The organism is Vibrio sp. ABH4_348 (assembly GCF_056159765.1).
Genome location: NZ_JBSWVW010000001.1, coordinates 203894 through 229332, shown reverse-complemented (window position 1 = coordinate 229332; position 25439 = coordinate 203894). Strand labels below are relative to the sequence as shown.

Here is a 25439-nt window from a genome sequence, read left to right as displayed (position 1 = left end):
CTTAGTCGTTGCCCTGCTGCATTCGACGCAGTGAACGTTCTCGACGAGATTCTTCACGGTTCAAATCCAGCAAAGTTTCTTCAATATAGGCCAAATGTGAATGACTCATTTCACGAGCTTTTTCAGGCTCTCCCGAAACGATAGCATCGACAATACTGGCTCTATGCTTACTGACTTTTTCCACCACCTCAGGACGGCGGTGAAGTAATTTCAAATTCTGCAGGACATTCTGTTCTAGCAATGGTGAAAGGCTTCTTACGATATGAAGCAACACCACATTATGTGCCGCTTCGGTCAACGCAATCAGAAAAGCCATTACCGCTGAAGCTTCTGCCTCAATATTTTTAGCGTCTTGGTTTTGCTGAATGTCAGCCAAACACGATTGAATACGTGCAAAATCTTCTTCGGTACCACGTACTGCAGCAAAGTAAGCTGAAATCCCTTCCATCGCATGACGAGTTTCTAACAGGTCAAGCTGAGTTTCAGAATGGTTCGACAATAGATTGAGTAGCGGATCGGAGAAGCTAGTCCAGATAGATTCGCTTACAAACGTACCACCGCCTTGACGACGAGTAAGTAATCTCCTCGCCTCCAATCTCTGAATTGCTTCACGGACAGATGGACGCGACACGTCAAACTGTTTAGCCAGTTCGCGCTCTGGTGGCAATTTCTGCCCCGGAGAGAGTGTTCCTTCTACAATCAACCTCTCTAGCTCTTGTTCAATGACATCTGAAAGCTTGGGTTGACGAATCCGTTGATAAGCCATTTCTATTGTTTTTTCACTTTGCTGTTAATTGGTAATACCAATTTCAAGTTGCGGCAGAAATTAACATAAATAAAACACAACTGTCCAGTCAAAAATTGACCGACATCATTGTTCAGCAAATACACAAACATCGCTGTAACAATTGGTTAAGATAGCAGCTATAAAATGGTCTTACCAATTACAAGTCAAAAACAATTTAGTGAAATTTGTGTTACTAAATATTGATGAGCAGCTCACTAAGGGAGGGAGTTCTTAATAAATAAAAACGATAGCTATGAAAATCAGTGAGCTATCGCAACCTATAAAGGCTTAATAAATCTTAGGAAGGCTAGATCGACTCTAGGTGCTCGACCATCAGTTGTAACGATTGATTACCACGAAACTCATTCACATCGAGCCTGTATGCTAATCGTATTGTTTTTGCACTTGGGTCAGGCCATTGGCGAAGGTCAACATTAAAGGCAATGGCATCGACCATCTTTTGGCTGGTGTGTCCTTTAATTAGCGGCTCAACCATTAATTTGAGGTGCTTTTCACCGACGAGCTTTTGATGAAGGACTTTAAACTCACCATCAAAGATTGGTTCTGGAAAAGCTTGTCCCCAAGGGCCACCAGCACGTAGCATTTCAGCGGTTGAGAGATTGAACTCTTCCGGGGTTAATTCGCCATCCGATAAAATTTGCCCCTTGAGTGCACTTTCATCTAATTCACTTTTCACCGCCGAATCGAACAACTTAGCAAATTTATCGAAGTCCGCTTCGTTGATGGTTAAACCCGCCGCCATAGCGTGACCACCGAATTTATGAATTAACCCCGGGTTTTGTGTATCTATACGATCCAGAGTGTCACGCATGTGAAGTCCGGGAATCGAACGACACGAGCCTTTAATGGTACCTTCACCACCATCGGCAAACGCGATAACTGGACGATGAAATTGTTCTTTAATTCTCGAAGCTAATATCCCAATCACACCTTGATGCCAATCGCGTTGAAACATAACAAGGCCATGAGGTAGTGACTGATCATCGCTAAACTGTAATCGCTCACAGAATGCCATCGCTTCTTGTTTCATGCCCGATTCAATTTCTTTGCGAGTTTGATTCAAACCATCCAATTCATTGGCCATTCTTCTTGCCGCATGGATGTTATTGCTCAGCAGCAATTCAACCCCAAATGACATATCATCCAACCGGCCCGCTGCATTTATCCTTGGTCCCAGAGCAAATCCGAAATCGGACGCTACTAGTCGGCTTGCATCTCTGTTAGCCACCTCAATAAGGGCTTGAATTCCGGGGCGTGCTTTACCGGCACGAATACGTTGCAAACCTTGATGCACCAAAATGCGGTTATTTTCATCAAGTGGTACCACGTCGGCCACTGTACCCAACGCAACTAAATCGATAAGCTCCATCAACTTAGGTTCAGTAACACCTTGTTCAGAAAACCAGTTTTTCTGGCGCATATGAACGCATAAAGCCATCATCAGATAAAACGCCACACCTACTCCCGCCAATGACTTTGACGGAAACGCACAGCTTTCTAGGTTGGGATTGACGATAGCATCAGCGTTGGGCAGTACTTGTCCCGGCAAATGGTGATCCGTCACAATGACCGTCAAACCATTTTGTTTGGCATAAGCGACACCCTCAATGGATGACACACCATTATCGACCGTCATGATCACTTCGGCACCCATCGCCAGCGCTTGGTCGACAACTTCAGGACTCAAGCCATAACCATCTTCAAAACGATTCGGCACCAAATAGTCTATATTTTGACTGCCCAGCATTTTTAAGCCTAAAACGGAAAGTGCACTACTGGTCGCGCCATCGGCATCAAAATCTCCAACGACGATGATTCGCTTGTGTTCGCGTAGCGCCGAAAAAAGTAACTCGACCGCTTTATCAATACCATCCAACATTTTGAATGAATGCAGCCCACGAGAAGACTTATCCAATTGCCTATCTTCGGTCACACCTCGGCTAGCATAAATACGCTGTAATAGCGGCGGAATTTGGCTTGATAACTTGTGCTCAGATGGGATTGCGCGTCGAGTAATTTCAATCATAGTAAGTTCGAAAAGCTGATGGGGTTGATCTATCAAGTTGTCGTTGCAGTATCCTTTGCTAAACGACAGCGTGCAAGTTCGGTTTGTTTGAGAGGATAGTTATCTAAGCTCTTGGGTGATGCTCTTTGTGGATCTGTTTTAAGCGCTCATTGGCGACGTGAGTATATATCTGAGTAGTGGACAAATCACTATGCCCTAACAACATTTGAACCACACGTAAGTCAGCACCGTAGTTTAGCAAGTGTGTAGCAAAGGCATGACGCAGAACGTGTGGCGATAGCAGCTCAACGTCAATATTGGCTTCTACGGCGTAATGTTTGATACGGTGCCAAAAGGTTTGCCTTGTCATTTGTCTGCCTCGTTTACTGGGAAACACAACATCAGATGTAGTTTCGCCCAACAAACTTGGTCTCCCTTGTTGGATAAACATCTCTATCAACTCGACGGCAGACTCACCCATCGGTACCAAGCGTTCTTTGCCACCTTTACCCACAACACGAACCACTCCCTGACGCAGACTGATGTTTTCCATAGTCAGTGAAACCAATTCGGTTACACGTAAACCTGTCGCGTACAAAAGCTCTAACATGGCTTTGTCTCTGAGTTCTAACGGTTCACTTTCGTTAGGCGCAGCCAATAAATCTTCTACTTGTTGTTCTGACAAGTCTTTTGGCAAACGTTTGGGCAGTTTGGGGCTAATCAATAACGCAGAAGGATCATCCAAACGGTGTTTTTCTCGGTGTAAATATTGAAATAAGCGGCGTATCGCAGACAGCATCCGTGCACGTGATGTCTGTTTGTAATCTTGATCAGCGAGCCACGATTGATAGTCCTGCAATCCTGCAATACTAATCGATTTGAGCTTATGGTTTCGCTCAGTCATCCACACAAGGAGTTTGTTCAAATCATTGCGATAAGAAGCCAAGGTATTTTCAGATAGTCCTCTCTCCATCCACATCGCGTCAAGAAACTGCTCTATTACTCCAAAATCTGGATTGGCCTGCGCATCTAGCTGTTGGCTCATGTATTCTGGTTACCATAAGTTTAAGACTGTATAAAAATACAGTCCAATGACTGGCTTAGCAAGTTATGTAAGTAATTAGAAGAATGTTTGAATGAACCAGTCGTATTATTTTGTGACTTGTCGAGGTTAACGCTCCAGAGTAACATGTTGCCCAGATAGTCAGTGTTACGAGAATCCTCTATGAAAATCGGGTTATTTTACGGTTCATCAACCTGTTATACAGAAATGGCAGCAGAAAAAATGCGTGCTATTTTGGGTGAAGAACTGGTTGATATTCACAACGTAAAAGACGGTACCCTATCCCAAATGACAAATTATGATTTGTTGCTTTTGGGTATTTCAACTTGGGATTTTGGTGAAATCCAAGAGGACTGGCAGGAAATATGGGATGGCATCCCTGAGCTGCAGCTCAAGGGGAAACACATCGCCCTATTTGGTCTTGGCGACCAAGAAGGCTACGGAGAGTGGTTCCTTGATGCCATGGGCATGCTACACGATGAAGTTAAAGCGCTTGGTGCGATTATTCACGGCTATTGGCCAAATGATGACAGCTACCAATTCGATGACTCTAAAGCGCTAACTGAGGATAAAAGCCAGTTTGTCGGTTTAGCCTTGGACGAAGACTCACAATATGAACTAAGTGACGAACGCATTGCCACTTGGATTGAGCAAGTTCTAACCGAATACTCAGAATCTGATTAACACACTAAGCTTGTATCATTTTTACTGCATTAACATTTTTCGAAATCTTGACCAATCAAAGACTAAGCCTGGGTCCGTTTTTCTAAGCGGTGAAATGTATTGGTGCCCCGTAATTCGCTCATCAGTAATGGCGGGATAGTGCTTAGTGATATATTGAGTGAGCTCAACAAGCGATTGGTACTGGGCATCCGTGTAGGTGACAAAATCACTTCCCTCTAGCTCAATACCAATTGAATAGTCATTACAGTTTGAGCGTCCACCAAAGCTTGATTGTCCCGCATGCCATGCTCTTTTATCAAAGGGAACAAACTGTACCACTTCGCCGTCTCGGGTAATCAAACAGTGAGCGGACACTTGCATTGAAGCAATGACTTCGAAGAAGGTGTGCTCTTCTGGTTTTAGCTTCCCAGCAAAAAAATCTTCAACATATCTGCTGTTCCAGCTTTCATTTCCATGTTTACCTGGTGGCAAATGAATATTGTGAATCACTAACAACGAGACATCCGTTTCCTCTGGTCGATCATTCCAGAAATCGCACTGCGCTTGACGCGCCTTCGGATACAGGTTGTTCATTACTTCAACCACCTTAATAAACTCAACAAAAAACAATCCACACAGTAAACCAGTAAGCACAAAAAAGTCTCTTTATAACGCTGCATTTGCGTACCAATGCACGTATCATTAACTCAACTAACCGGATGCATTTTACTTGTTAACAAGATGAACATGACCAATCAACACAACAGCATCGCTCGTTTGGAGCACCTCCAGCAGCAACTTCCTAAAGAAATTACCCAGTCAGTGCGTCTCGCATTAGAAGAAGATCTCGGTGGGGTTTTAGATGCCAGTGCAGACATCACCGCCAACCTCGTCCCTGCCGATGAACACAGCACGGCAAAGCTGATCACAAGAGAAGCCGGCGTTTTTTGTGGTAAAGCATGGGCGGAAGAAGTCTTTACGCAATTGGGTGGCAAAGTCTCGATTGATTGGTCCGTAAGAGATGGTGACGTTTTGTCTGCAAATCAAACGCTTTGTATTTTATCCGGTCCATCACGCGATATTTTGACTGGTGAGCGCACTGCAATGAACTTTATCCAAACATTGTCAGGTTGCGCTTCTTCAACAGCTGAATATGTTAGGGCTATTAAGGGAACCAATTGCAAACTGTTGGATACTCGCAAAACGATTCCAGGTATGCGATACGCACTTAAATACGCAGTCACTTGCGGTGGTGGCCACAACCATAGAGTTGGCGTATTTGATGCTTATTTGATTAAAGAAAACCATATCATGGCATGTGGCGGAATTACTCAAGCGATAACAACAGCTAAGCATAATGCGCCTGAAAAGCCTGTAGAAGTGGAAACAGAAAATCTTGATGAACTGCAAGAAGCCATCGAGGCTGGCGCCAATATCATCATGTTAGATAATTTTACCGTAGAGATGATGAAGCAAGCAGTTGAGATCAATAAAGGGCGCGCCGCATTGGAAAACTCCGGAAATGTTACTTTAGACACCATAAAGACTTATGCAGAAACTGGCGTCGATTACATCTCAGTGGGTGCATTAACCAAACACATCAAAGCACTAGATTTATCTCTTCGGTTTCAGTAAGAGCTCACTCAAAAAAATCAACTAGTTTCACCTTAATAAAAGCCAGACATTGCTGTTTGGCTTTTTTGATCCAAACATTTGCATCTACCGTCTAAAAAATGAGCTCACACAGCGTCTCAAAATCGAAACAAAAAACGCGCTAAGCCTTTGTTATAGCTACAAACTGAGAATTTTTCTCATCACTGAAACTTTGAGCTTAAATGCACAGTTTTTCATCACTTCATTAATAAAAATTTAGCCTGACTCGAAAGTTGTGGGAAATGTTGTGAAACGTCATTGCCTTTTCTTTATCTTAGCTCCAAAGCCGTTGAAGTCCTTGTTTTTTGGGATCTCAAACTCCCTTAGGCTTTGCTTACCCATTTAACGTATGGCGTCAAATAAAACGGAGACCACGATGAAAAAGAATATGAAAAAGAAAGTTCAAAAAGGTTTTACCCTGATTGAATTAATGATTGTAGTAGCGATTATTGGTGTGTTGGCTTTGATTGCAATTCCAGCATATCAAGATTATGTAAAAAGCAGCAAAGAAGCGACCGGGTTGGCAAAACTAAGAGCCTTGATGACTCCTTCCGAATTGTATATCCAACAGCACGGAAACCTTAGTGGCGCGGGCACAACAAACAACTTTCCTAAACTTGGCCTAGCGGGTTCAGCGGCTCAGGGCATAACACTTTCAAACCCAAATACGGATACCCCTGAATTTACATACACACTAGACAACGTTACTGTCAAAATGACGCGAATGGCGTCTGGCGGTTGGGCAACGTCAGTAAACTAGAAAATTTGTGAATTCCAACCTTCTCCCTGCTCTAAAACAGGCGGGAATTATTTCTGATACCCAGCTTCAGAATGTAGAATCTACAAGCATAACCTCAGGTACTAATATATCTGAGGTTATTCTAGATTCTGGTATATTGAGGGAATCTGAATTACTTAGGCATTTATCTAGTTTATTTGGATTACCAAACGTTGACCTGAATCACTACGATTATGTCCCGCTTTGCCAAAACCTCGGTCTTCGCGACTTAATCACCCGCCTTAACGCACTTCCCATAGAAAAAAACGACTTTTCGTTAATCGTTGCGGTTGCAGACCCAACCATAAGCGAAGTTGAAGACGAGTTTCGTTTTGCCACTGGCCTACAGGTTGAGCTGGTCATTGTTGACCCCAAAGAGTTAAAAAGTGCGATACGGCGTTTGTATGGCAAACAAATAGATGGGCAGCGTAATGGTTCTAGTAAAGAAATCAGCGTTTCAGAACTAGATAGCTTAGTTCAGGTTGGCGATGACGAAATAGCCGACATTGAAGATCTCAGTCTAGATACTGCGCCGGTGAGTCGTTATATCAACCAAATTTTGCTTGATGCGGTGCGCAAAGGGGCATCCGATATTCATTTTGAACCCTACGAAGAAGAATATCGAGTACGCCTTAGATGTGATGGTATTTTGGTCGAAGTGCAAAAGCCTTCTTCTCAATTGAGTCGACGTTTGGCCGCTCGTCTTAAAATACTTTCTAAATTGGATATTGCTGAACGTCGTATTCCACAAGATGGTCGGATAAAGCTCAAACTCAATGCCGATACGGCGATTGATATGCGAGTCTCCACTCTCCCCACCCTCTGGGGGGAAAAAATCGTATTGCGATTGTTAGACAGTAGTGCCGCTAGTTTAGATATCGATAAACTCGGCTACAACGAGCAGCAAAAAGCACTTTATCTAAATGCGCTAAAGAAACCGCAAGGCATGATTTTAATGACCGGCCCAACCGGAAGTGGCAAGACGGTTTCTTTGTATACCGGCCTTCGGATACTCAACACACCTGACATCAACATTTCTACCGCGGAAGATCCTGTCGAAATTAACCTATCAGGCATTAACCAAGTTCAGGTAAATCCATCCATAGGATTTACCTTCTCAACGGCACTTCGAGCCTTTCTACGCCAAGATCCAGACGTAGTTATGGTTGGTGAGATTCGAGATTTGGATACCGCTGAAATAGCTGTCAAAGCTGCGCAAACTGGCCACTTAGTTTTATCAACTCTGCATACCAATTCTGCGGCAGAGACCGTGATTCGTCTTGCTAATATGGGGGTTGAGCCGTTTAACATTGCTTCGTCACTTAGTTTGATCATTGCTCAGCGACTAGCTAGAAAACTATGCAGTCATTGTAAACAGCCTTTCCAACCAACTGAGCTAATCGCGCAAAACCTTGGCGTTTCAACCTTTGATACTCTTTACGCCGCGAACCCGAAAGGTTGTACCGAATGTAATAATGGCTATTCCGGGCGGGTGGGTATTTATGAGGTGATGGCCTTTGATACTGATTTGGCGCAAGCCATTATAAAGGGCGCTAATGTTCAGCAGCTAGAGCACTTAGCAAAAAGCAAAGGCATGCAGACGCTTAGGGATTCTGGTATTGAAAAACTCTCACAAGGCATTACGAGTTACACTGAGCTTCAAAGAGTTTTGTACATCTAACCTAATTTATTTATGCCCCAGCAGAGTGCAAACGAGGAAATATCATGGCTCGAAAGGTAAACGCTCAACTAAAAAACTTTCGTTGGAAAGGCATTAACAGCTCCGGAAAGAAAGTCTCGGGGCAAATACTCGCAATGAGCGAGTCAGAAGTGCGTGACAAACTGGCTCAGCAAAAAATTCAAATAAAAAAACTGAAAAAAGGCAGTGTTTCGGTAATCACTAAGATCGCACATCGAGTTAAATCGAGAGACATTACCGTGCTCACTCGTCAGTTAGCCACTATGTTAGGAACCGGTGTACCCTTGGTTCAAGCTCTTAAACTCATGTCGGACAGCCATAAAAAAGCGGAGATGAAATCCATCTTGGCAAAAGTCATTAAGGGGGTTGAGTCCGGTACTCCCTTATCAAAAGCAATACAAAGCTCCAGCCCTTTGTTTGACGGCTTGTACATTGACTTGGTTGCCACGGGAGAACAATCCGGTAACTTGCCTGAAGTATTTGAACGGATTGCTCACTACCGAGAAAAAGCCGAGCAACTTAGAGCAAAAGTCATTAAAGCACTGATTTACCCTGTAATGGTTGTACTCGTCGCTCTTGCTGTTACTTACCTCATGCTGACCAAAGTTATTCCTGAGTTCGAATCCATGTTTAGCGGCTTTGGCGCTGACCTGCCTTGGTTTACCCAAAAAGTGCTCAGTGTTTCCCATTGGACTCAAGCTTATGCGTGGATGGTATTTGTTGGGTTTATTTTATTAGTCTTTGTATTAAAGATAGCGCGGAAAAAATCATTTAACATTAGGCTCAAAACCAGTCGCTTGAGCTTAAAAATACCTGTTCTGGGTGGTGTATTTGCCAAAGCTGCCATTGCAAAGTTTAGTCGAACTCTTGCTACTAGCTTTAGCGCGGGTATTCCTATTTTGTCTAGCCTGCAAACCTCGGCAAAAACTGCAGACAACGTTCACTATCAAGATGCCATCAATGATGTCTATCACGATACAGCTGCTGGCATGCCAATGTATATTGCCATGAGAAATGCCGATACTTTCCCGGAAATGGTGTTACAAATGATTATGATTGGGGAAGAATCTGGTCAGCTAGATGACATGCTCAATAAAATCGCATCCATTTACGAATTCGAAATCGACAACACAGTCGATAACCTCGGAAAAATTCTTGAACCAATTATTATTGTCGTACTGGGGTTATTAGTCGGTAGCTTAGTTATCGCGATGTATCTACCGATCTTCAATTTAATGAGTGTGTTAGGATAAAGCGGTTTTCCCTGTTGATTTGGATTTTTTGTTGATGGACGTATTGTCTGATTATCGCGCGCTGTTTGACTTCTACGCGTGGCTGTTTCCAAGTCTCACCGCATTCATCGGTTTACTTGTCGGTAGCTTTTTAAATGTGGTGATTGCGCGTCTTCCCAAGATGATGGAACAAGAATGGCGACACGAATGTGCAATCAGTTTTCCAGAAAGTCAACTTGATGCCAGTGAACCATCTCTGACACTCAGCCGCCCTGCATCTCATTGCCCAAGCTGTAAAACGCCGATTCGAATTGTAGATAACATTCCTATTCTTTCTTGGCTCCTGCTGAGAGGGAAATGCCACAACTGTGCTACGTCGATCAGTATTCGCTACCCCGCTGTTGAATTACTTACTGCAATTTTAAGCTTTGCGGTGGCATATAAACTGGGTTTATCTGGTTTTACTTTGGGACTAATCGTGCTGACATGGGTACTTATCGCGGCGAGCTTTATCGACTTCGATACCATGCTATTACCAGATCAGCTTACTTTACCGCTTATGTGGGCTGGCATATTACTGGCACTCATTCAAGTCAGCCCAGTTAGTCTCCCCGACTCTGTGATTGGCGCTATGGCTGGCTATGGTTTCCTTTGGTCGCTGTATTGGGCTTTTAAATTGCTCACTGGTAAAGAAGGTATGGGTTACGGTGACTTCAAGCTTCTCGCAGCGCTTGGTGCGTGGTTAGGTTGGCAAGCATTGCCGATGATTATTTTAGTATCATCGCTAGTTGGTCTGGTGTTTGGATTAATACAACTTTACATGAGCCAAAAGGGGTTAAACAAAGCATTCCCATTTGGCCCGTATTTAGCCATTGCCGGGTGGATTAGTTTGATGTTTGGAGAACAAATCTCTGCGTGGTATTTTCAATCCATTCTGGGAATATACTAGAGAGCTTCTGATGAGCTTTGTAATTGGCGTAACTGGTGGAATCGCCAGTGGCAAAACTACGGTCTCTGACCTTTTTAAAAATCAATTTAATATCGATGTCATTGATGCAGATATTATTGCGAGAGACGTTGTTGGAGCAGGTTCTCCTGCGTTAAAGGAAATCCAAGAACGGTTTGGAGCAGATATCCTAAACCAAGACGGCACGCTCAATCGCGCACTGCTCAGGGAAAAAATTTTTCAATCTGAACGAGACAAAGCGTGGGTTAACAATCTGCTTCACCCACTAATACGCGAGCAGATGTTAACCCAAACCCAAGAAGCCACATCACCCTATTGTCTACTAGTGATTCCATTGATGGTGGAAAACAAGTTGCAAAGCCTCGTAGATAGAGTGTTGGTTATCGACGTCAACCCCGAAGTACAAATTGAGAGAACGGTGAATCGTGATGGTGTGCCCAAACAGCAAGTCATCAGCATTCTTTCCTCTCAAGCTTCCCAACAACAGCGCTTAGCCATTGCCGATGACGTCATTGAAAACAACAAAAACAGTGATCTTTCTCTTATCAGACAACAAGTTTCTAATTTGCATCAAAAGTACCTAGCATTGAGCGGGCAAAATCAGTCACAATAGTGCTATTCAATTCCCATGCAATGGCTAACTGCGCGACTAGCTCAATGACAGTTCAAACGTTCGAACATCCACTAAACGAAAAAACTCGGATTTATTTACGTGTCGAGGCTTTGCTTCGTCAGCTTGAACAATCGAGCCGCTTTCAAGATGAATGGCAACACTTGTTGTTTTTTCGCTCCCTGTTTGACCTCATTGAGATATTTGAACAAATCCAGCTAAAAAGTGAATTGGCTAAAGATATTGAAAAACAAAGACAAGCTTATCGCGCGTGGCTTAATGTCGATGGTGTTAATCAAACTACACTAGAACAAGTACTAGCCGACATCGATGCGATACATGCCAAACTGATCAATGCTGAGCGCTTTGGTCAATCACTGAAAGAAGATAGATTCCTGAGTACGATTCGACAACGCTTTAACTTGCCTGGTGGTGCTTGTTGTTTTGATTTACCCGGTTTACACCACTGGCTGCATCTCAACGATGAACACAAACATGGTGACGCAAATAAATGGGTTGAATCTCTTGCTCCGTTGACGGGTGCTCTAAAACTTTGGCTCAATTTAGCCCGCGAAACTGGTCACTATAAATCAACAATGGCGAGCAACGGCTTTTACCAGAGCGATGCAGACGATGCCAATGTACTGAGGTTGCAAATCCCGATTGAGTATGGCGTGTACCCTATGATTTCGGGTCATAAGAATCGTTTCGCTATTAAGTTTATCGACTTCGAATCCAACCAAGCTTGCAGCCAAGACATTGAGTTTAAACTCGCTATTTGCAGCTAATAGGTCAAAAACTATGAACATTACCAAAGTCCCTTGCCCGCAGTGTAAAACCCCTGTTATCTGGAGTAGCGAAAGTCCTTTCCGCCCATTTTGTAGCAAAAAGTGCCAAATGATCGATTTTGGTGAATGGGCCGACGAGGAAAACACCATTCCCGGTGCACCGGATATGTCTGACAGCGATGGTTGGTCTGAAGAGAACTATTAATTAAGTATTTTTAGAAAAAGTTCTAAGTACAAAAAAACGGAGCCAATTGGCTCCGTTTTCAATTTGAGAATGCGGGTTAATGCATTACTTCTTAGCAAGCTTCTCTTTAATACGAGCAGACTTACCAGAGCGCTCACGCAAGTAGTACAACTTGGCACGACGTACTGCACCGCGGCGCTTAACTTCAATGCTATCAACCAAAGGAGAGTGAGTTTGGAACGTACGCTCAACACCTTCACCGTTAGAGATCTTACGAACAGTGAATGCAGAGTGTAGACCACGGTTGCGGATACCAATTACCACACCTTCGAACGCCTGTAGACGCTCACGGTCACCTTCTTTTACTTTAACCTGAACTACAACAGTGTCACCTGGAGAGAATTCAGGTAGGTTTTGCTTCATTTGCTCTTCTTCAAGAGCCTTGATGATGTTACTCATTGTAAATTTTTCCTAGAATAAACTGATACTAAATTAATTGGATTGAGGCTCATCGTGTTCATCGATGAATTCTGCCAACAATCTCTCCTGTTCGTCAGTCAGAGCTAGGTTTTCCAGGAGCTCTGGTCTTCTTAGCCAAGTTCGGCCTAACGATTGTTTCATTCGCCATTGGCGAATGTCCTTGTGGTTTCCGGATAACAATACTTGAGGTACCGTTTCTCCTTCCAATACTTCAGGACGCGTGTAATGTGGACAATCCAACAAACCATTTGCAAAAGAGTCTTCTTCTGCTGACGCCATATCCCCTAATACGCCCGGAACAAACCGAGATACAGAGTCAATCAACGTCATGGCTGGCAGTTCACCACCCGTCATTACAAAATCACCAATTGACCATTCTTCGTCAATTTCGGATTGAATGACACGCTCATCTATCCCTTCGTAACGGCCACAAATCAAAATCAAATTCTGATTGGTTGCCAGCTCTTCTACGCCAGCTTGGTCGAGCTTACGACCTTGTGGCGAGAGATAAATGACTTTCGTTTTGCCCGGTGAAGCTTGTTTGGCAGTATGGATAGCATCTCGTAATGGTTGAACCATCATCAACATACCAGGTCCACCGCCATATGGCTTATCATCGACAGTTCGATGTTTGTCATGGGTGAAATCACGTGGATTCCAAGTTTCCAATGACAACAGCCCTTTTTTCACCGCTTGGCCTGTTACTCCAAATTCGGTAATGCTGCGAAACATTTCAGGGAATAGGCTAATAACACCAATCCACATATTTTGTCGCTCCATTACTTGGAGTTAAAATCCAGGATCCCAGTCAACTTCGATCCGTTGAGCTTCGCGATCCACATTAAGGATCACCTGCTCTTCAAGGAACGGAATCAAACGTTCCTTTTTGCCAAAAGCATCTTTTAGATTGGCTTTCACAACCAAAACATCGTTGGAACCGGTTTCCAGCATATCGCTGACAACCCCTAAGTCGTAACCCTGTGGGGTAACCACTTGCATTCCAAACAATTCGCGCCAGTAGAATTCATCTTCTGACAGCTCTGGAAGTACCGCCGGATCAATTGCAATTTCAACATTGGTCAGTAAGTGCGATTCTTCACGTACATCCCAACCTTCAAGCTTCACAACCATACCTTTGTTATGGCGTTTCCAGCTTTCAACTTTGCACTCAACCCACTCGCCTTTTTGTTGGATAAACCAAGGCTTGTAATCGAAAATGCTCTCCGCATTATCTGTGTAGGAAAAAAGTTTAAGCCAGCCACGAATGCCGTAAGTGGCACCAAATTTGCCAACTACTACACGGTCGCTTTGCTTACTCATGACTTCTTTACCTTTCATCTAGTTAAGTGACGAATTACGCAGCTTTTTGCGCGTCTTTAACTAGCTTAGCTACGCGGTCAGAAACTGTCGCGCCTTGACCAACCCAGTGGTTAACGCGATCTAGGTCTAGACGTAGACCTTCTTCTTGACCTTGAGCTGTTGGGTTAAAGAAACCCACGTTCTCGATGAAACGACCAGTTGCCGCATTACGGCTGTCCGCTACAACGATTTGATAGAATGGACGCTTTTTAGCGCCGTGACGTGCCAAACGAATGGTTACCATATCGTCCTCTTTGCTTTCTCAATAATAAAATTAACCCCAATAACCGCTCATTTCTAAACAGTTTGGGGTCTCGTGCCAAAATAAAGCTCCGGAATTTTACTCTTATTCCAAAGCAATGCAAGGGATTTAGCTAGTTTTTAGCCAGCTTTAATCCCTTGCCTCATCAGCCTTGCTGACAATTTTTTGTGATTATAGGAGGTTATCGACCAAACGGGTTGAAACCACCTCCCATACCACCGCCCATCATGCCTTGCATGTTGCGCATCATGCCTTTCATTCCACCCTTTTGCATTTTCTTCATCATCTTTTGCATTTGGGTGAATTGCTTAAGTAGACGGTTCACATCTTGAACTTGAGTGCCCGAGCCTGCCGCAATACGTTTTTTGCGTGAGCCTTTAATAATGTCAGGGCGCTGACGCTCTTTCATCGTCATTGAATTGATGATGGCTTCCATCTGCTTAAACATCTTGTCATCAACTTGGTCTTTCACATTTGCTGGAAGCTGAGACATACCCGGCATCTTGTCTAGCATGCCCATCATGCCGCCCATGTTTTGCATTTGCCCAAGTTGTTCGCGGAAATCTTCTAGATCAAAGCCTTTTTTCTCTTTGAATTTTTTCGCTAGCTTTTCGGCTTTGTCTTGATCGACATTTCGTTGTAGGTCTTCGATAAGTGATAGAACATCACCCATGCCCAAAATACGAGACGCTACGCGGTCAGGGTGGAACGGCTCCAGCGCATCAGTCTTCTCGCCAACACCCAAGAACTTAATTGGCTTGCCCGTAATATGACGCACCGATAGCGCCGCACCACCACGTGCATCACCATCAACTTTTGTCAGAATTACACCGGTAAGCGGAAGGGCATCGCCAAATGCTTTTGCCGTATTCGCCGCATCTTGACCTGTCATCGCATCGACAACAAATAGCGTTTCAACCGGGTCAATCGCCGCATGGAGCTGCTGGATTTCGTCCATCATCTCTTGGTCGACCGCTAGGCGACCCGCGGTATCGACTAAAAGAACGTCATAGAATTTTTTCTTGGCATGATCAATGGCGGCGTTAGCTATATCAATCGGCTTTTGGTCTGCCGATGATGGAAAAAAGTCTACGCCAACATCTGATGCCAATGTTTCCAGCTGTTTGATCGCTGCTGGGCGGTATACGTCGGCAGAAACAACCAGAACTTTCTTTTTGTCTCTTTCTTTTAAATGTTTTGAAAGCTTACCAACGCTGGTAGTTTTACCTGCACCCTGCAAACCTGCCATAAGAATCACAGCAGGTGGCTGAGCGGCTAGATTAAGCGCCTCGTTGGACTCACCCATCACAGCTTCAAGTTCACTTTGAACTATCTTGATGAACTCTTGCCCCGGAGTTAGAGATTTTGAAACCTCAACGCCGACGGCACTTTCTTTTACTCGCTTAACAAACTCGCGGACTACAGGTAAAGCAACGTCTGCTTCGAGTAGCGCCATTCGAACTTCGCGCAGCGTATCTTTGATGTTGTCTTCTGTTAGTCGTCCTTTGCCGCTGATGTTTTTCAGGGTTTTCGACAAGCGATCCGTTAGATTTTCAAACATAACACTCTCAATTTAGAAACTGGGATGACGCCTTTAAGACTGACTGTATAGCACAGGCGTACTCTAGACGCAGATGCCATGATTATAACCTTAAGTTGCGCTAAAGTGCATCAGCAGTCCTAAGTCTCTGCTGAGAATTAAATTTCTCGTTAACTATTGTCTAATGCCAGCCTGTCGATACAAATACAAAGACTTAGCTACCAAGCTTGATGTAGGTCTATTGACTTTAATGCTGTATCTTTCACAATTGCTTTCTGTATCAGCGGTAAGACGATAATTTGGCTCGCTGACTTTTCTCATCACAACATAGTGTTAATCAAACATGGAAAATTTAACCGCAATTGCTGCCGCCATTTTGTATGCCATTGCGATCGCGACCATCATTCCGGGCTTAGTGCACCAAAAAGGTATTCGTTCGAATATCGTATTAGCCAGTGCTTCAACGGCGCTGGTTTTCCACGGTTGGTCTCTTGGTTCACTGATCTTTGCTTATGCAGGGCAGAATCTCAGCATTCTGAATGTTGCGTCCCTGATAAGCTTTATCGTGTGTTTAGTGATGAGTCTGGCTATGCTCAAGACTCGGTTGTGGTTTATTCTTCCCGTCGTGTACAGTTTTGCGGCAATTAATCTAGTCGCCGCCAAACTTTTGCCGAGTACTTTTATTACTCATTTAGAGCAAGACCCCAAACTGCTGATTCATATTTCGCTCGCACTATTTGCTTATTCAACCCTAACCATCGGCGCACTGTATGCGCTGCAATTAGCTTGGCTTGATCACAAACTGAAAAGTAAGAAGGCGCTAGCACTGAATCCAAATTTCCCACCGTTACTAATGGTTGAAAGACAGTTATTTAAGATCATAGTGATCGGCAACGGGCTGCTAACAGGTACCTTGGCAACTGGTTTGATTTTTGTGCAAGACATGTTTGCTCAAGGCAAAGCGCACAAAGCCATTTTATCTTTGGTGGCTTGGCTTGTGTTTAGCACTTTGCTGTGGGGCCATTACCAAAAAGGCTGGCGAGGACGCAAAGTAACGTGGTTTGCCATTGCTGGTGCCACACTTTTAACGTTGGCCTATTTTGGTAGCCGTTTTGTGCGTGAAGTTATTTTGACTTAGCTCGCTAACTTAAGCATCATTCATGCCCTGATTGATTCGCAAAATTGACATCCAACGCGCTATCGGTCATAAATTAGTCAGACAATAACAAGGACAACCACCACTTTGGACGACATATCTACGGGTCTGCTGTTTGCAATACTCGCATTGTTAATCGTTATCTCCGGTTATTTTTCAGGTTCAGAAACCGGCATGATGGCCCTGAACCGCTATCGATTGAAACACCTCTCAGGAACTGGTCACAAAGGCGCGCAAAGAGTCGAAAAACTCTTAAATCGTCCAGATCGCCTTATCGGACTTATTCTTATCGGCAACAACCTAGTCAATATCCTCGCCTCTGCGATCGCGACTATCTTGGGTATGCGCTTATTTGGTGATATCGGGGTTGCGATAGCCACAGGTGCGCTCACCTTGGTGATACTCGTCTTTGCCGAAGTAACACCAAAAACACTGGCGGCGCTATATCCAGAACGTGTGTCCTACGCCAGTAGTGTTCTACTCACTATTCTGATGAAGGTGCTTTCACCTCTCGTCATTCTAGTGAATTTCATTACCAATGGATTTATTCGTCTGCTGGGCATTAATGCCAAACATGATGGCAAAGATCACCTCAGCTCAGAAGAACTTCGAACTGTCGTAAACGAGGCTGGCGGGCTCATTCCACGTCGCCACCAAGATATGTTGCTATCGATCCTCGATCTCGAGCATGTCACGGTAAGCGATATCATGGTTCCGCGTAACGAAATCACTGGTATCGACATTAACGATGATTGGAAATCCATCGTCAGACAGTTAACACACTCCCCTCACGGGCGTGTGGTTCTTTATCGAGATCAGATTGATGAAGTAGTGGGAATGCTGCGTTTGCGTGAAGCTTACCGCTTGATGTTGGAAAAAAACGAGTTCAACAAAGAAACCCTGTTGCGCGCAGCGGATGAAGTGTATTTCATTCCAGAAGGTACGCCGCTAAACGTTCAACTACTCAAGTTCCAGCGTAAAAAGCAGCGAATTGGTCTCATTGTCGACGAATACGGCGACATCAATGGCTTGGTAACGCTCGAAGATATTTTGGAAGAAATCGTAGGTGAATTTACTACGTCGATTGCTCCTAGCCTTTCAGATGAAATTACGCCGCAATTTGATGGTAGCTTCTTAATTGAAGGTAGCGCGAATATTCGCGACATTAACAAGGGCCTTAAGTGGGACTTACCAACAGATGGTCCAAGAACACTCAATGGTTTGTTGTTAGAACACCTTGAAGACATCCCAGAAAATCGCTTGAGCATTCAAGTCGAAGGACATCCAATGGAAATCATCGCACTGGAAGAAAACCGTATCAAACTGGTTCGCGTTTTCCCTAAAACTGACGATGACTCAGATGACTAAAAGATCCATTAAGATCAAAAAAAGCCTCGCAAAATTTGCGAGGCTTTTTTGTCATTGTTTTTAAGCGCGTTAAGCTTCTTCTTCTACGCTGAATAAGCTTTCCATATTCAACCCTTGTTTGATAAGGATCTCGCGTAGACGACGAAGACCTTCAACTTGGATCTGTCTTACTCGTTCTCGGGTGAGGTTTATTTCACGTCCAACTTCTTCCAAAGTAGACGGCTCATAGCCCAACAACCCAAATCGACGTGCTAACACTTCTTTTTGTTTTGGGTTTAGCTCATCAAGCCAGTCAATTAAAGATGTTTTAATATCATCATCTTGAGTCGATACTTCTGGATCCGAGTTATTAATGTCTGGAATGATATCCAACAGTGCTTTTTCGCTATCACCACCAATTGGTGTATCTACCGAACTAACACGCTCATTCAAGCGAAGCATCTTACTAACATCTGATACCGGCTTATCAAGCTGGATTGCGATTTCTTCTGCGGTTGGTTCGTGGTCCAGTTTTTGTGATAACTCACGAGCGGTACGAAGATAAATATTTAACTCTTTAACAACGTGGATAGGTAAACGGATAGTTCGAGTTTGATTCATCAAAGCACGTTCAATGGTTTGTCTGATCCACCATGTAGCATAGGTAGAAAATCGGAATCCTCGTTCAGGATCAAATTTCTCCACGGCCCGGATCAAACCTAAGTTGCCTTCTTCAATCAAGTCCAGTAAAGCTAAACCTCGATTGCTATAACGACGTGAGATCTTAACTACCAAGCGTAAATTACTTTCGATCATTCGTTTACGTGCCGCTTCGTCTCCACGAAGTGCTCGACGAGCGTAAAGAACTTCTTCTTCTGCGGTTAATAGTGGCGAGAAACCAATTTCTCCGAGGTAAAGTTGTGTTGCATCCAAACTTTTGGATGACACTTCATACTCTTCTTTGTTGGAATCGTTAGAATTAGATTCGTTTGCGTTATTTGCTGCAAACGCGTTCAAATCGTTAGATAGATCGAATTGTTCGATTTTTGCTGCTGTATTGCCCATAGCGCCTCCCCCTGGCGAAATAGAATGACATTACTGCCTTAAATGTCCCTGTATTCATGTTTAGCGAATTAAAAACTAGGGTAAATAACGTCTTGGATTGACGGATTTACCTTGGTAACGAATTTCAAAATGCAAGCGAACTGTATTCGTACCTGAACTGCCCATAGTGGCTATTTTTTGGCCTGCTGTAACACTTTGTCCTTCGTGTACTAGCAACCTGTCGTTGTGTGCGTAAGCACTTAAGTAATTATCGTTATGTTTTATGATGATTAAATTACCGTAACCTCTAAGTGCATTACCGGAGTAAACAACTTCTCCAGCTGCAGCGGAAATGATGGCTTGTCCTCGCTGTCCCGCGATATCTATGCCTTTGTTTCCTTGATCCCCTGCAGAAAAGTTTTTTATGACCCTCCCTTTAGTTGGCCAATACCATTTGCTGATTTTTCTATTATTCTTTCCAGCGTTTTCAGACAGGTTATTAACACTTTTTCCACCTGAAGTTTCAACATACTCTTTTGCTTTTGATTGATCAACAGCCTTTTGGGGATCCTGTTTAGACGTCTGGGGGGCTTTATTTGCGACCTTGTTCGTAATTTTCTGATCATTCTCTTTGCTGAGACTAGTACTTTTGTTAGGCGAATTAAGTGGTCCTTTTGAATTAGGAGCAATGTCAGCACTAGATCCAAACGAAGGTGCTTTGTAGGCTGGTCTCCAAAGGTTGATCTTTTGACCAGGATAAATGGTGTAAGGCTCTTTCAGATCATTGAAACGAATTAGATCGTTTACATCTTTATTTGTGACATAGGATATAAAATACAGCGTATCGCCGTCTTTGACTTCATAAAAGCTACCGCGAAAACTGCCACGAGAAACAGAACCATAATTTCTATTTTGAGTATCCGCTTCTTCGCCAATAGAGGTGACCGGTGCTGGTATATGCGTTGCACATCCAGTCACAACTAGCACCAAAAATAAACTAAGAAACAGATTCTTAAACACCTAGACCAGTTCTCCTGCGACAAGCGGTACAAAGCGTACGGGTTCAATTTCAGAGGTGTGTAATCGCTCTCCATCGCGGACAATCTTATACAGCGTCTGTTGATCTTCACCCACAGGAATTAACATGGTGCCTTGATCGGCAACTTGCTCGAGCAGCGCCTGAGGTATTTCCTTTGCTGCTGCAGTGACAATAATTGCGTCAAATGGCCCTTTCGAAGACCAACCTAACCAGCCATCGCCATGTTTTGTGGATATGTTGTAGATATCCAGTTGCTTAAGTCGGCGCTTTGCTTCCCACTGCAGTGCTTTTATGCGCTCTACAGAATGAACATGGTCGACGAGTTGGCTTAATATCGCTGTCTGATACCCTGACCCTGTACCAATTTCCAAAACTTTACTGTCGCGCTTGAGTTGCAACATTTGCGTCATCTTAGCCACGATGTAAGGCTGAGAGATAGTTTGACCGTAACCAATTGGAAGCGCATTGTTATCATACGCTTGATGGAACATAGCTGGTGACAAAAAGTGCTCACGAGGAATACTAGCGATAGCATTAAGCACATTTTCATCATCAATGCCGTAGCTAACTAAAGTGTTGATTAGTTGTTGTACTGAGCCCGCCACTTAGCTTTACTCTCCCAACCAAGAATTGAGCTTGTTGAGCGACTGATGAGCAGTCAGATCGACTTGTATCGGAGTCACTGAAACATACCCGTGTTCAATGGCATGAAAATCCGTACCTTCTCCGGCATCTTGCTCTTTTCCAGGAGGCCCAAGCCAATAAATCGCGTGCCCTCTAGGATCGTTTTGTTTGATCATCGGCTCTGCATGATGGCGAGCTCCAAGACGGGTGACTTTCCAACCTTTGAGTTCTGCTGATGAGCAATCCGGAATATTAATGTTGAGTAAACGTTGATCAGGTACCGTTTCAGTCAGCGCCTTTTTGACAAAAGATTTGGCTATTTTGGCCGCGTGAGAAAAGTGTTGATTGCCTGCTAGAGAAAAGGCCAGTGCCGGAACACCTAAAAAGTGTCCTTCCATGGCCGCTGCAACGGTCCCAGAATACAGAACATCGTCACCCAAATTGCCACCGTGATTGATTCCCGATAGTACAAAATCAGGCAAATCGTCTTTCATTAGTTCATTAAGAGCGAAATGCACGCAGTCGGTCGGCGTGCCTTGAACGGAATAGACATTGGCTTCAATCTCTTTCACTCTAAGCGGCGTTTCTAACGTTAAAGAGTTAGACGCCCCTGAGCGATTGCGATCGGGTGCCACAATGACGATGTCAGCTATATCTGAGAGCTCGTATTGCAGAGCTCGAATTCCTTCAGCATGCACGCCATCATCATTACTTAGCAAAATTTTTAAACGCTTTGCCATTAATCGTATGTCCTTTCTACTACCAACTCTTGCACTAACTCTCTGACAACCACGGTTGCAAAACTACCAGCTGGCAAGGTAAAGCGAATTGCAATGCTATCCTCCCCTCGATCCCAACTTAGGTTTTGAGGATGTAATACAATGGCACGTCGATCCTGTTGCATTCGGTTTCCGCGAATAAGTGTCATTAAATCAGGCTCACCATCCACACATTCCTGTTCTAGCTTGAGCGCATCTGCTTGAGTTGGTAACGCGTTGTCACCAGCAAGTGCCGCTGTAATCAAGCAAGGCCCATTTGGATCCAAAATGTCACCTTCAATTTGAGTGGTAAAAATGTTTTGCTCGATGCGCTTAGAAACAATCTGATTAAAGATCCATGAACGTGCAGCAGATAAATAAGTACTACGCTGATTCGCATTGCGGCTTCGGACGTTTTCTCTGCCCCAACGTCTTGCTTCCTCAACATTGGATCCTTCGTTACCAAATCTCTGACTACCAAAATAATTTGGCACTCCGTGTCTAGCCAGCTCATCAAGCCGGCTCTCAACATCCGCCAGATCCGTTACTCGGTCGATAACCAGCTCAAAATCATTGGACTCTAATTCACCCGGCCTAAGCTTTTTGTTGTGACGAGTTACCGCAAGCACTTCAACTTGGGGATACTTGGCTGAGAAAAGTGAAAAATCAATGTCATCAGCCTTAGGCAGATAAATACTGAGCCATTGCTCTGTCACGGCATGGCGGTCTTTTAACCCCGCCCAACTGACGTCTCGAGATTTGACACCGCAAAATTTGGCAAGTTCATTCGCAACAAAACGGGTATTTTCGCCCGTTTTTCGAATTCTGATAAATAGGTGTTCGCCTTGACCACTGGGTTCAAAACCCAAGTTTTCTGAAACCTTGAAATGTTCAGGAATCGTTTTTAGATAACCGGTCGCTGTAGGTTTTCCATAAAGATGAGCAAACCCTGCCATTACATCTGCCATATTGTTAGCCCACTTTATTGATTAGAACGACCGCTTCAGTAGCAATGCCCTCTTTACGGCCTGTAAAGCCAAGTCGTTCAGATGTGGTTGCTTTTACATTAACGTTCTCGACAGACGTTTCAAGATCTTCTGCGATAGCCGCTCTCATCGCGTTAATGTGTGGTGCCATTTTAGGAGCTTGAGCGATGATCGTGACATCGGCATTGCCAATGACATAGCCCGCTTCTTTCACTAGTTTGTAAACGTCACGTAGTAGCGCTCGGCTGTCCGCACCTTTCCATTTATCGTCAGTATCGGGAAAGTGTTTTCCTATATCACCTTGAGCAATAGCGCCGAGTAACGCATCAGAAAGCGCATGTAGTGCGACATCACCGTCGGAATGGGCCAATAAGCCTTGTTCATAAGGCACTTGTACTCCACCAATGATGACTGGGCCTTCTCCACCAAATTTGTGGACGTCAAAACCATGTCCGATTCTAATCATACGTATCTCTTAATATTACTTACTGTTCAACTGAGAGCTCAAAATAAGCTCAGCGAGTTTTAAATCTTCTGGCTGTGTTATTTTCAAATTGGTCGCACTGCCAGCTACTAATTCTGTTTCAATATTTGCCCATTCGAGCGCCGATGCTTCATCTGTAATGGTGACGCCTTCATCAAGCGCGTCCTGTAAAGCGCAGTGCAACTCAACCAATGGAGCACATTGCGGTGTTAGAGCATGCCAAAGCAGACTTCGGTCAATGGTTTGTTCGATTTGTTGCTTGGCATTGGCGCGCTTCATCGTATCTCGAACCGGGGTCGCTAAAATGGCTGGGCGTTGATTTCTCTCACAAGATTCGATCAAGCTTGATACGTCATTAAGTTCAACACATGGTCTAGCGGCATCATGCACTAATACCCAGTCAGATGACGAATGATTAGTGTGCCTTTTTAGGTGTTGTAAACCGGCAAGCACGGAGTCGGCACGCTCTTGTCCACCTTCCACAACAATGACTCTCGGGTCATTTGCAATCGATAACGTTTGGAAATGCTCATCGTGTGCCGATATCGCCACTATCACTTGGTGAATTCTAGGGTGAGAGAGCAGTTTAGAGATGGTGTGCTCTAAAATGGTTTGGCCAGCAATAGTTAGGTATTGCTTGGGTAATTCAGCTTGCATCCTTTTGCCAATGCCTGCTGCTGGAACAATCGCATTCCATTTTGCTATGTGGTTCGACATCTTGCTACTGCGTATCATCCCCTACCAGCCGATAAAAAGTTTCACCTTCTTTGATCATTCCCAGCTCATGTCTAGCGCGTTCTTCAATCGCATCTAAGCCCTGTTTTAGATCATCGATTTCCGCAAACATTTTGCTATTGCGCTCTTGCAAGCTTGCGTTGACTTGGTTCTGAACTTGTATTTCGGCACGAACCGCCCAAAGATCATAGATACCATTTTTGCCATACCACAATGAATATTGCAGCCATGCAAATAGCATCATCAATCCTAGAAAAAATAGGCGCATCGCAGGTATAGGGGTTTGTTAGTTGAAAGGCTATATATAACACAAAGGCCTGAATCGAGCGACACAGGCCTTGTTAATAATCTGCATGACTTAACGTCTTTAACCTAGCCAGGTTAAATATCCGATCAATCCGAAACCCAAAATTAAGCGGTAAATAACAAACGGCGTCATTCCCATCTTTGATATCAGCTTCAAAAAGAAGTGAATACAGATATAGGCTGAAATAAACGAGGTCACGATACCGGTTGAAAGAAACCCAATATGAATTGGGTCACCCGAGGTCACCAATTTCAAGCTCAGGTAGCTTCCCGCCAAAGTAATAATGGGGATCGACATAAGAAATGAAAATCGCGCAGCTGCTTCCCGTGTATAACCAAGGTATAAAGCTGCGGTAATGGTAGCCCCAGAACGAGAAGTACCGGGAATCATAGCTAATGCTTGTGCAACACCAATAACCAGTGCTTTTTTCCAAGTGGTTTGGTACTCGTCTTGATTTGCCGCTGCGTGTTTATCGACATACCAGAGCAGTAAACCAAACACGATAGTGGTTGTGGCAATCACCCATGCGCTTCTCAAGTAAAGCTCTATAAAATCTTTGGCGAGCAAACCAAACAACGCAGCAGGTATGGTCGCGAGAATGATCATCCACGCCAGAACCGCTTCTTTACTGCGATCTTTTTTGAAAACAGACGCAAAAAACGCGGTCAGTAGCGACACCACTTCTTGTCGGAAATAAATCACAACCGCGGCCAATGTTCCAACGTGCACCGCAACATCAAACGCCAAGCCCTGATCTTCCCAACCTAAAATGGCTGAAGGCAAGATCAAATGAGCAGAACTGGATATCGGCAAAAATTCAGTTAAACCTTGGATTAGCGCTAGCCAAAACGCTTCTATATAACTCATA

At 44.1% G+C, this 25439-nt stretch carries 29 protein-coding genes; 11 read left to right on the top strand and 18 right to left on the bottom strand.

Translation table 11 applies throughout. The features are described from left to right. Window position 1: 1 nt before the first annotated feature. The 3 genes from pdhR to xerD form a co-directional block, all read right to left on the bottom strand. The gene (gene pdhR / locus ACXAFJ_RS01220; RefSeq protein WP_475320859.1) at window positions 2-766 is read right to left on the bottom strand and encodes a pyruvate dehydrogenase complex transcriptional repressor PdhR; all 765 of its coding nucleotides are present in this window, start codon (window positions 764-766) and stop codon (window positions 2-4) included. A 328-nt stretch (window positions 767-1094) separates the two neighbouring features. Continuing rightward, a complete protein-coding gene (gene recJ / locus ACXAFJ_RS01215; RefSeq protein WP_475320858.1) occupies window positions 1095-2834 on the bottom strand; it encodes a single-stranded-DNA-specific exonuclease RecJ in 1740 nt (579 codons plus the stop codon). A gap of 103 nt (window positions 2835-2937) precedes the next feature. Beyond that, window positions 2938-3858 carry a site-specific tyrosine recombinase XerD gene (xerD, locus tag ACXAFJ_RS01210; RefSeq protein ID WP_475320856.1) on the bottom strand — a complete coding sequence of 307 codons (921 nt, stop codon included), beginning with the start codon at window positions 3856-3858 and terminating at the stop codon, window positions 2938-2940. Between the two features lie 180 nt (window positions 3859-4038). Between xerD and fldB the strand changes: the two genes are divergently transcribed. Further along, entirely contained in the window at window positions 4039-4560 is a 522-nt protein-coding gene (gene fldB, locus ACXAFJ_RS01205) for a flavodoxin FldB (protein ID WP_475320854.1), read from the top strand. Between the two features lie 21 nt (window positions 4561-4581). On the opposite strand, the gene ampD is transcribed toward fldB, so the two are convergent. Next, window positions 4582-5133: a 1,6-anhydro-N-acetylmuramyl-L-alanine amidase AmpD gene (gene ampD, locus ACXAFJ_RS01200; protein WP_475324036.1), complete on the bottom strand. Its 552-nt coding sequence runs from the start codon at window positions 5131-5133 to the stop codon at window positions 4582-4584. Between the two features lie 153 nt (window positions 5134-5286). Here ampD and nadC point away from each other — a divergent pair, with 153 nt between their 5' ends. From nadC to yacG, 8 genes are all read left to right on the top strand, one after another. Beyond that, the gene (nadC, locus tag ACXAFJ_RS01195; protein ID WP_475320852.1) at window positions 5287-6174 is read left to right on the top strand and encodes a carboxylating nicotinate-nucleotide diphosphorylase; all 888 of its coding nucleotides are present in this window, start codon (window positions 5287-5289) and stop codon (window positions 6172-6174) included. Window positions 6175-6568: 394 nt separating this feature from the next. Beyond that, the gene (locus ACXAFJ_RS01190) at window positions 6569-6952 is read left to right on the top strand and encodes a pilin (protein ID WP_475320851.1); all 384 of its coding nucleotides are present in this window, start codon (window positions 6569-6571) and stop codon (window positions 6950-6952) included. A 7-nt stretch (window positions 6953-6959) separates the two neighbouring features. Then, window positions 6960-8651, top strand: coding sequence for a type IV-A pilus assembly ATPase PilB (pilB, locus tag ACXAFJ_RS01185; RefSeq protein WP_475320850.1), 1692 nt, complete (start codon window positions 6960-6962; stop codon window positions 8649-8651). 44 nt (window positions 8652-8695) lie between these two features. Next, window positions 8696-9922: a type II secretion system F family protein gene (locus ACXAFJ_RS01180; RefSeq protein WP_475320849.1), complete on the top strand. Its 1227-nt coding sequence runs from the start codon at window positions 8696-8698 to the stop codon at window positions 9920-9922. 34 nt (window positions 9923-9956) lie between these two features. Further along, window positions 9957-10850 carry a prepilin peptidase gene (locus tag ACXAFJ_RS01175; protein ID WP_475320847.1) on the top strand — a complete coding sequence of 298 codons (894 nt, stop codon included), beginning with the start codon at window positions 9957-9959 and terminating at the stop codon, window positions 10848-10850. Between the two features lie 10 nt (window positions 10851-10860). Then, window positions 10861-11481 carry a dephospho-CoA kinase gene (coaE, locus tag ACXAFJ_RS01170; protein WP_475320846.1) on the top strand — a complete coding sequence of 207 codons (621 nt, stop codon included), beginning with the start codon at window positions 10861-10863 and terminating at the stop codon, window positions 11479-11481. A 44-nt stretch (window positions 11482-11525) separates the two neighbouring features. After that, window positions 11526-12266 carry a cell division protein ZapD gene (gene zapD / locus ACXAFJ_RS01165; RefSeq protein ID WP_475320844.1) on the top strand — a complete coding sequence of 247 codons (741 nt, stop codon included), beginning with the start codon at window positions 11526-11528 and terminating at the stop codon, window positions 12264-12266. Window positions 12267-12279: 13 nt separating this feature from the next. Continuing rightward, a complete protein-coding gene (yacG, locus tag ACXAFJ_RS01160; RefSeq protein WP_475320843.1) occupies window positions 12280-12471 on the top strand; it encodes a DNA gyrase inhibitor YacG in 192 nt (63 codons plus the stop codon). A gap of 84 nt (window positions 12472-12555) precedes the next feature. On the opposite strand, the gene rplS is transcribed toward yacG, so the two are convergent. The 5 genes from rplS to ffh form a co-directional block, all read right to left on the bottom strand. Continuing rightward, window positions 12556-12909, bottom strand: coding sequence for a 50S ribosomal protein L19 (rplS, locus tag ACXAFJ_RS01155; protein ID WP_475320842.1), 354 nt, complete (start codon window positions 12907-12909; stop codon window positions 12556-12558). Window positions 12910-12942: 33 nt separating this feature from the next. Next, complete coding sequence (gene trmD, locus ACXAFJ_RS01150) at window positions 12943-13695, bottom strand: tRNA (guanosine(37)-N1)-methyltransferase TrmD (protein WP_475320840.1); 753 nt, start codon at window positions 13693-13695, stop codon at window positions 12943-12945. A gap of 24 nt (window positions 13696-13719) precedes the next feature. Beyond that, complete coding sequence (gene rimM / locus ACXAFJ_RS01145) at window positions 13720-14250, bottom strand: ribosome maturation factor RimM (protein WP_475320839.1); 531 nt, start codon at window positions 14248-14250, stop codon at window positions 13720-13722. Window positions 14251-14284: 34 nt separating this feature from the next. After that, window positions 14285-14533 carry a 30S ribosomal protein S16 gene (rpsP, locus tag ACXAFJ_RS01140; RefSeq protein WP_475320838.1) on the bottom strand — a complete coding sequence of 83 codons (249 nt, stop codon included), beginning with the start codon at window positions 14531-14533 and terminating at the stop codon, window positions 14285-14287. A 199-nt stretch (window positions 14534-14732) separates the two neighbouring features. Continuing rightward, on the bottom strand, window positions 14733-16112 hold the full coding sequence (gene ffh, locus ACXAFJ_RS01135; protein WP_475320836.1) for a signal recognition particle protein: 1380 nt from the start codon (window positions 16110-16112) through the stop codon (window positions 14733-14735). 322 nt (window positions 16113-16434) lie between these two features. On the opposite strand from ffh, the gene ACXAFJ_RS01130 reads away from it, so the two are divergent. Both ACXAFJ_RS01130 and ACXAFJ_RS01125 read left to right on the top strand, forming a co-directional pair. After that, the gene (locus tag ACXAFJ_RS01130) at window positions 16435-17229 is read left to right on the top strand and encodes a cytochrome C assembly family protein (RefSeq protein ID WP_475320835.1); all 795 of its coding nucleotides are present in this window, start codon (window positions 16435-16437) and stop codon (window positions 17227-17229) included. A 105-nt stretch (window positions 17230-17334) separates the two neighbouring features. Next, on the top strand, window positions 17335-18615 hold the full coding sequence (locus ACXAFJ_RS01125; RefSeq protein ID WP_475320833.1) for an HlyC/CorC family transporter: 1281 nt from the start codon (window positions 17335-17337) through the stop codon (window positions 18613-18615). A 69-nt stretch (window positions 18616-18684) separates the two neighbouring features. On the opposite strand, the gene rpoS is transcribed toward ACXAFJ_RS01125, so the two are convergent. The 9 genes from rpoS to ACXAFJ_RS01080 all read right to left on the bottom strand — a co-directional run bounded on the left by rpoS (window position 18685) and on the right by ACXAFJ_RS01080 (window position 25438). Then, window positions 18685-19659: an RNA polymerase sigma factor RpoS gene (gene rpoS, locus ACXAFJ_RS01120; protein ID WP_475320832.1), complete on the bottom strand. Its 975-nt coding sequence runs from the start codon at window positions 19657-19659 to the stop codon at window positions 18685-18687. Between the two features lie 75 nt (window positions 19660-19734). Further along, window positions 19735-20658, bottom strand: a complete 924-nt coding sequence (locus tag ACXAFJ_RS01115) for a peptidoglycan DD-metalloendopeptidase family protein (protein ID WP_475320831.1) — start codon at window positions 20656-20658, stop codon at window positions 19735-19737. Then, the gene (locus tag ACXAFJ_RS01110; protein ID WP_475320829.1) at window positions 20659-21282 is read right to left on the bottom strand and encodes a protein-L-isoaspartate(D-aspartate) O-methyltransferase; all 624 of its coding nucleotides are present in this window, start codon (window positions 21280-21282) and stop codon (window positions 20659-20661) included. Window positions 21283-21288: 6 nt separating this feature from the next. Further along, on the bottom strand, window positions 21289-22041 hold the full coding sequence (gene surE, locus ACXAFJ_RS01105) for a 5'/3'-nucleotidase SurE (protein ID WP_475320828.1): 753 nt from the start codon (window positions 22039-22041) through the stop codon (window positions 21289-21291). Then, window positions 22041-23027, bottom strand: a complete 987-nt coding sequence (gene truD / locus ACXAFJ_RS01100; RefSeq protein WP_475320827.1) for a tRNA pseudouridine(13) synthase TruD — start codon at window positions 23025-23027, stop codon at window positions 22041-22043. The genes surE and truD overlap by 1 nt, the downstream gene beginning before the upstream one ends. A gap of 4 nt (window positions 23028-23031) precedes the next feature. Then, complete coding sequence (gene ispF, locus ACXAFJ_RS01095; protein ID WP_475320826.1) at window positions 23032-23511, bottom strand: 2-C-methyl-D-erythritol 2,4-cyclodiphosphate synthase; 480 nt, start codon at window positions 23509-23511, stop codon at window positions 23032-23034. Between the two features lie 15 nt (window positions 23512-23526). After that, window positions 23527-24246, bottom strand: a complete 720-nt coding sequence (ispD, locus tag ACXAFJ_RS01090; RefSeq protein ID WP_475320824.1) for a 2-C-methyl-D-erythritol 4-phosphate cytidylyltransferase — start codon at window positions 24244-24246, stop codon at window positions 23527-23529. Between the two features lie 4 nt (window positions 24247-24250). Next, complete coding sequence (ftsB, locus tag ACXAFJ_RS01085) at window positions 24251-24532, bottom strand: cell division protein FtsB (protein ID WP_475320823.1); 282 nt, start codon at window positions 24530-24532, stop codon at window positions 24251-24253. Window positions 24533-24631: 99 nt separating this feature from the next. Next, window positions 24632-25438 (bottom strand): undecaprenyl-diphosphate phosphatase, encoded by an 807-nt coding sequence (locus ACXAFJ_RS01080; protein ID WP_475320822.1) that lies wholly within the window; start codon window positions 25436-25438, stop codon window positions 24632-24634. Window position 25439: the final 1 nt, after the last annotated feature.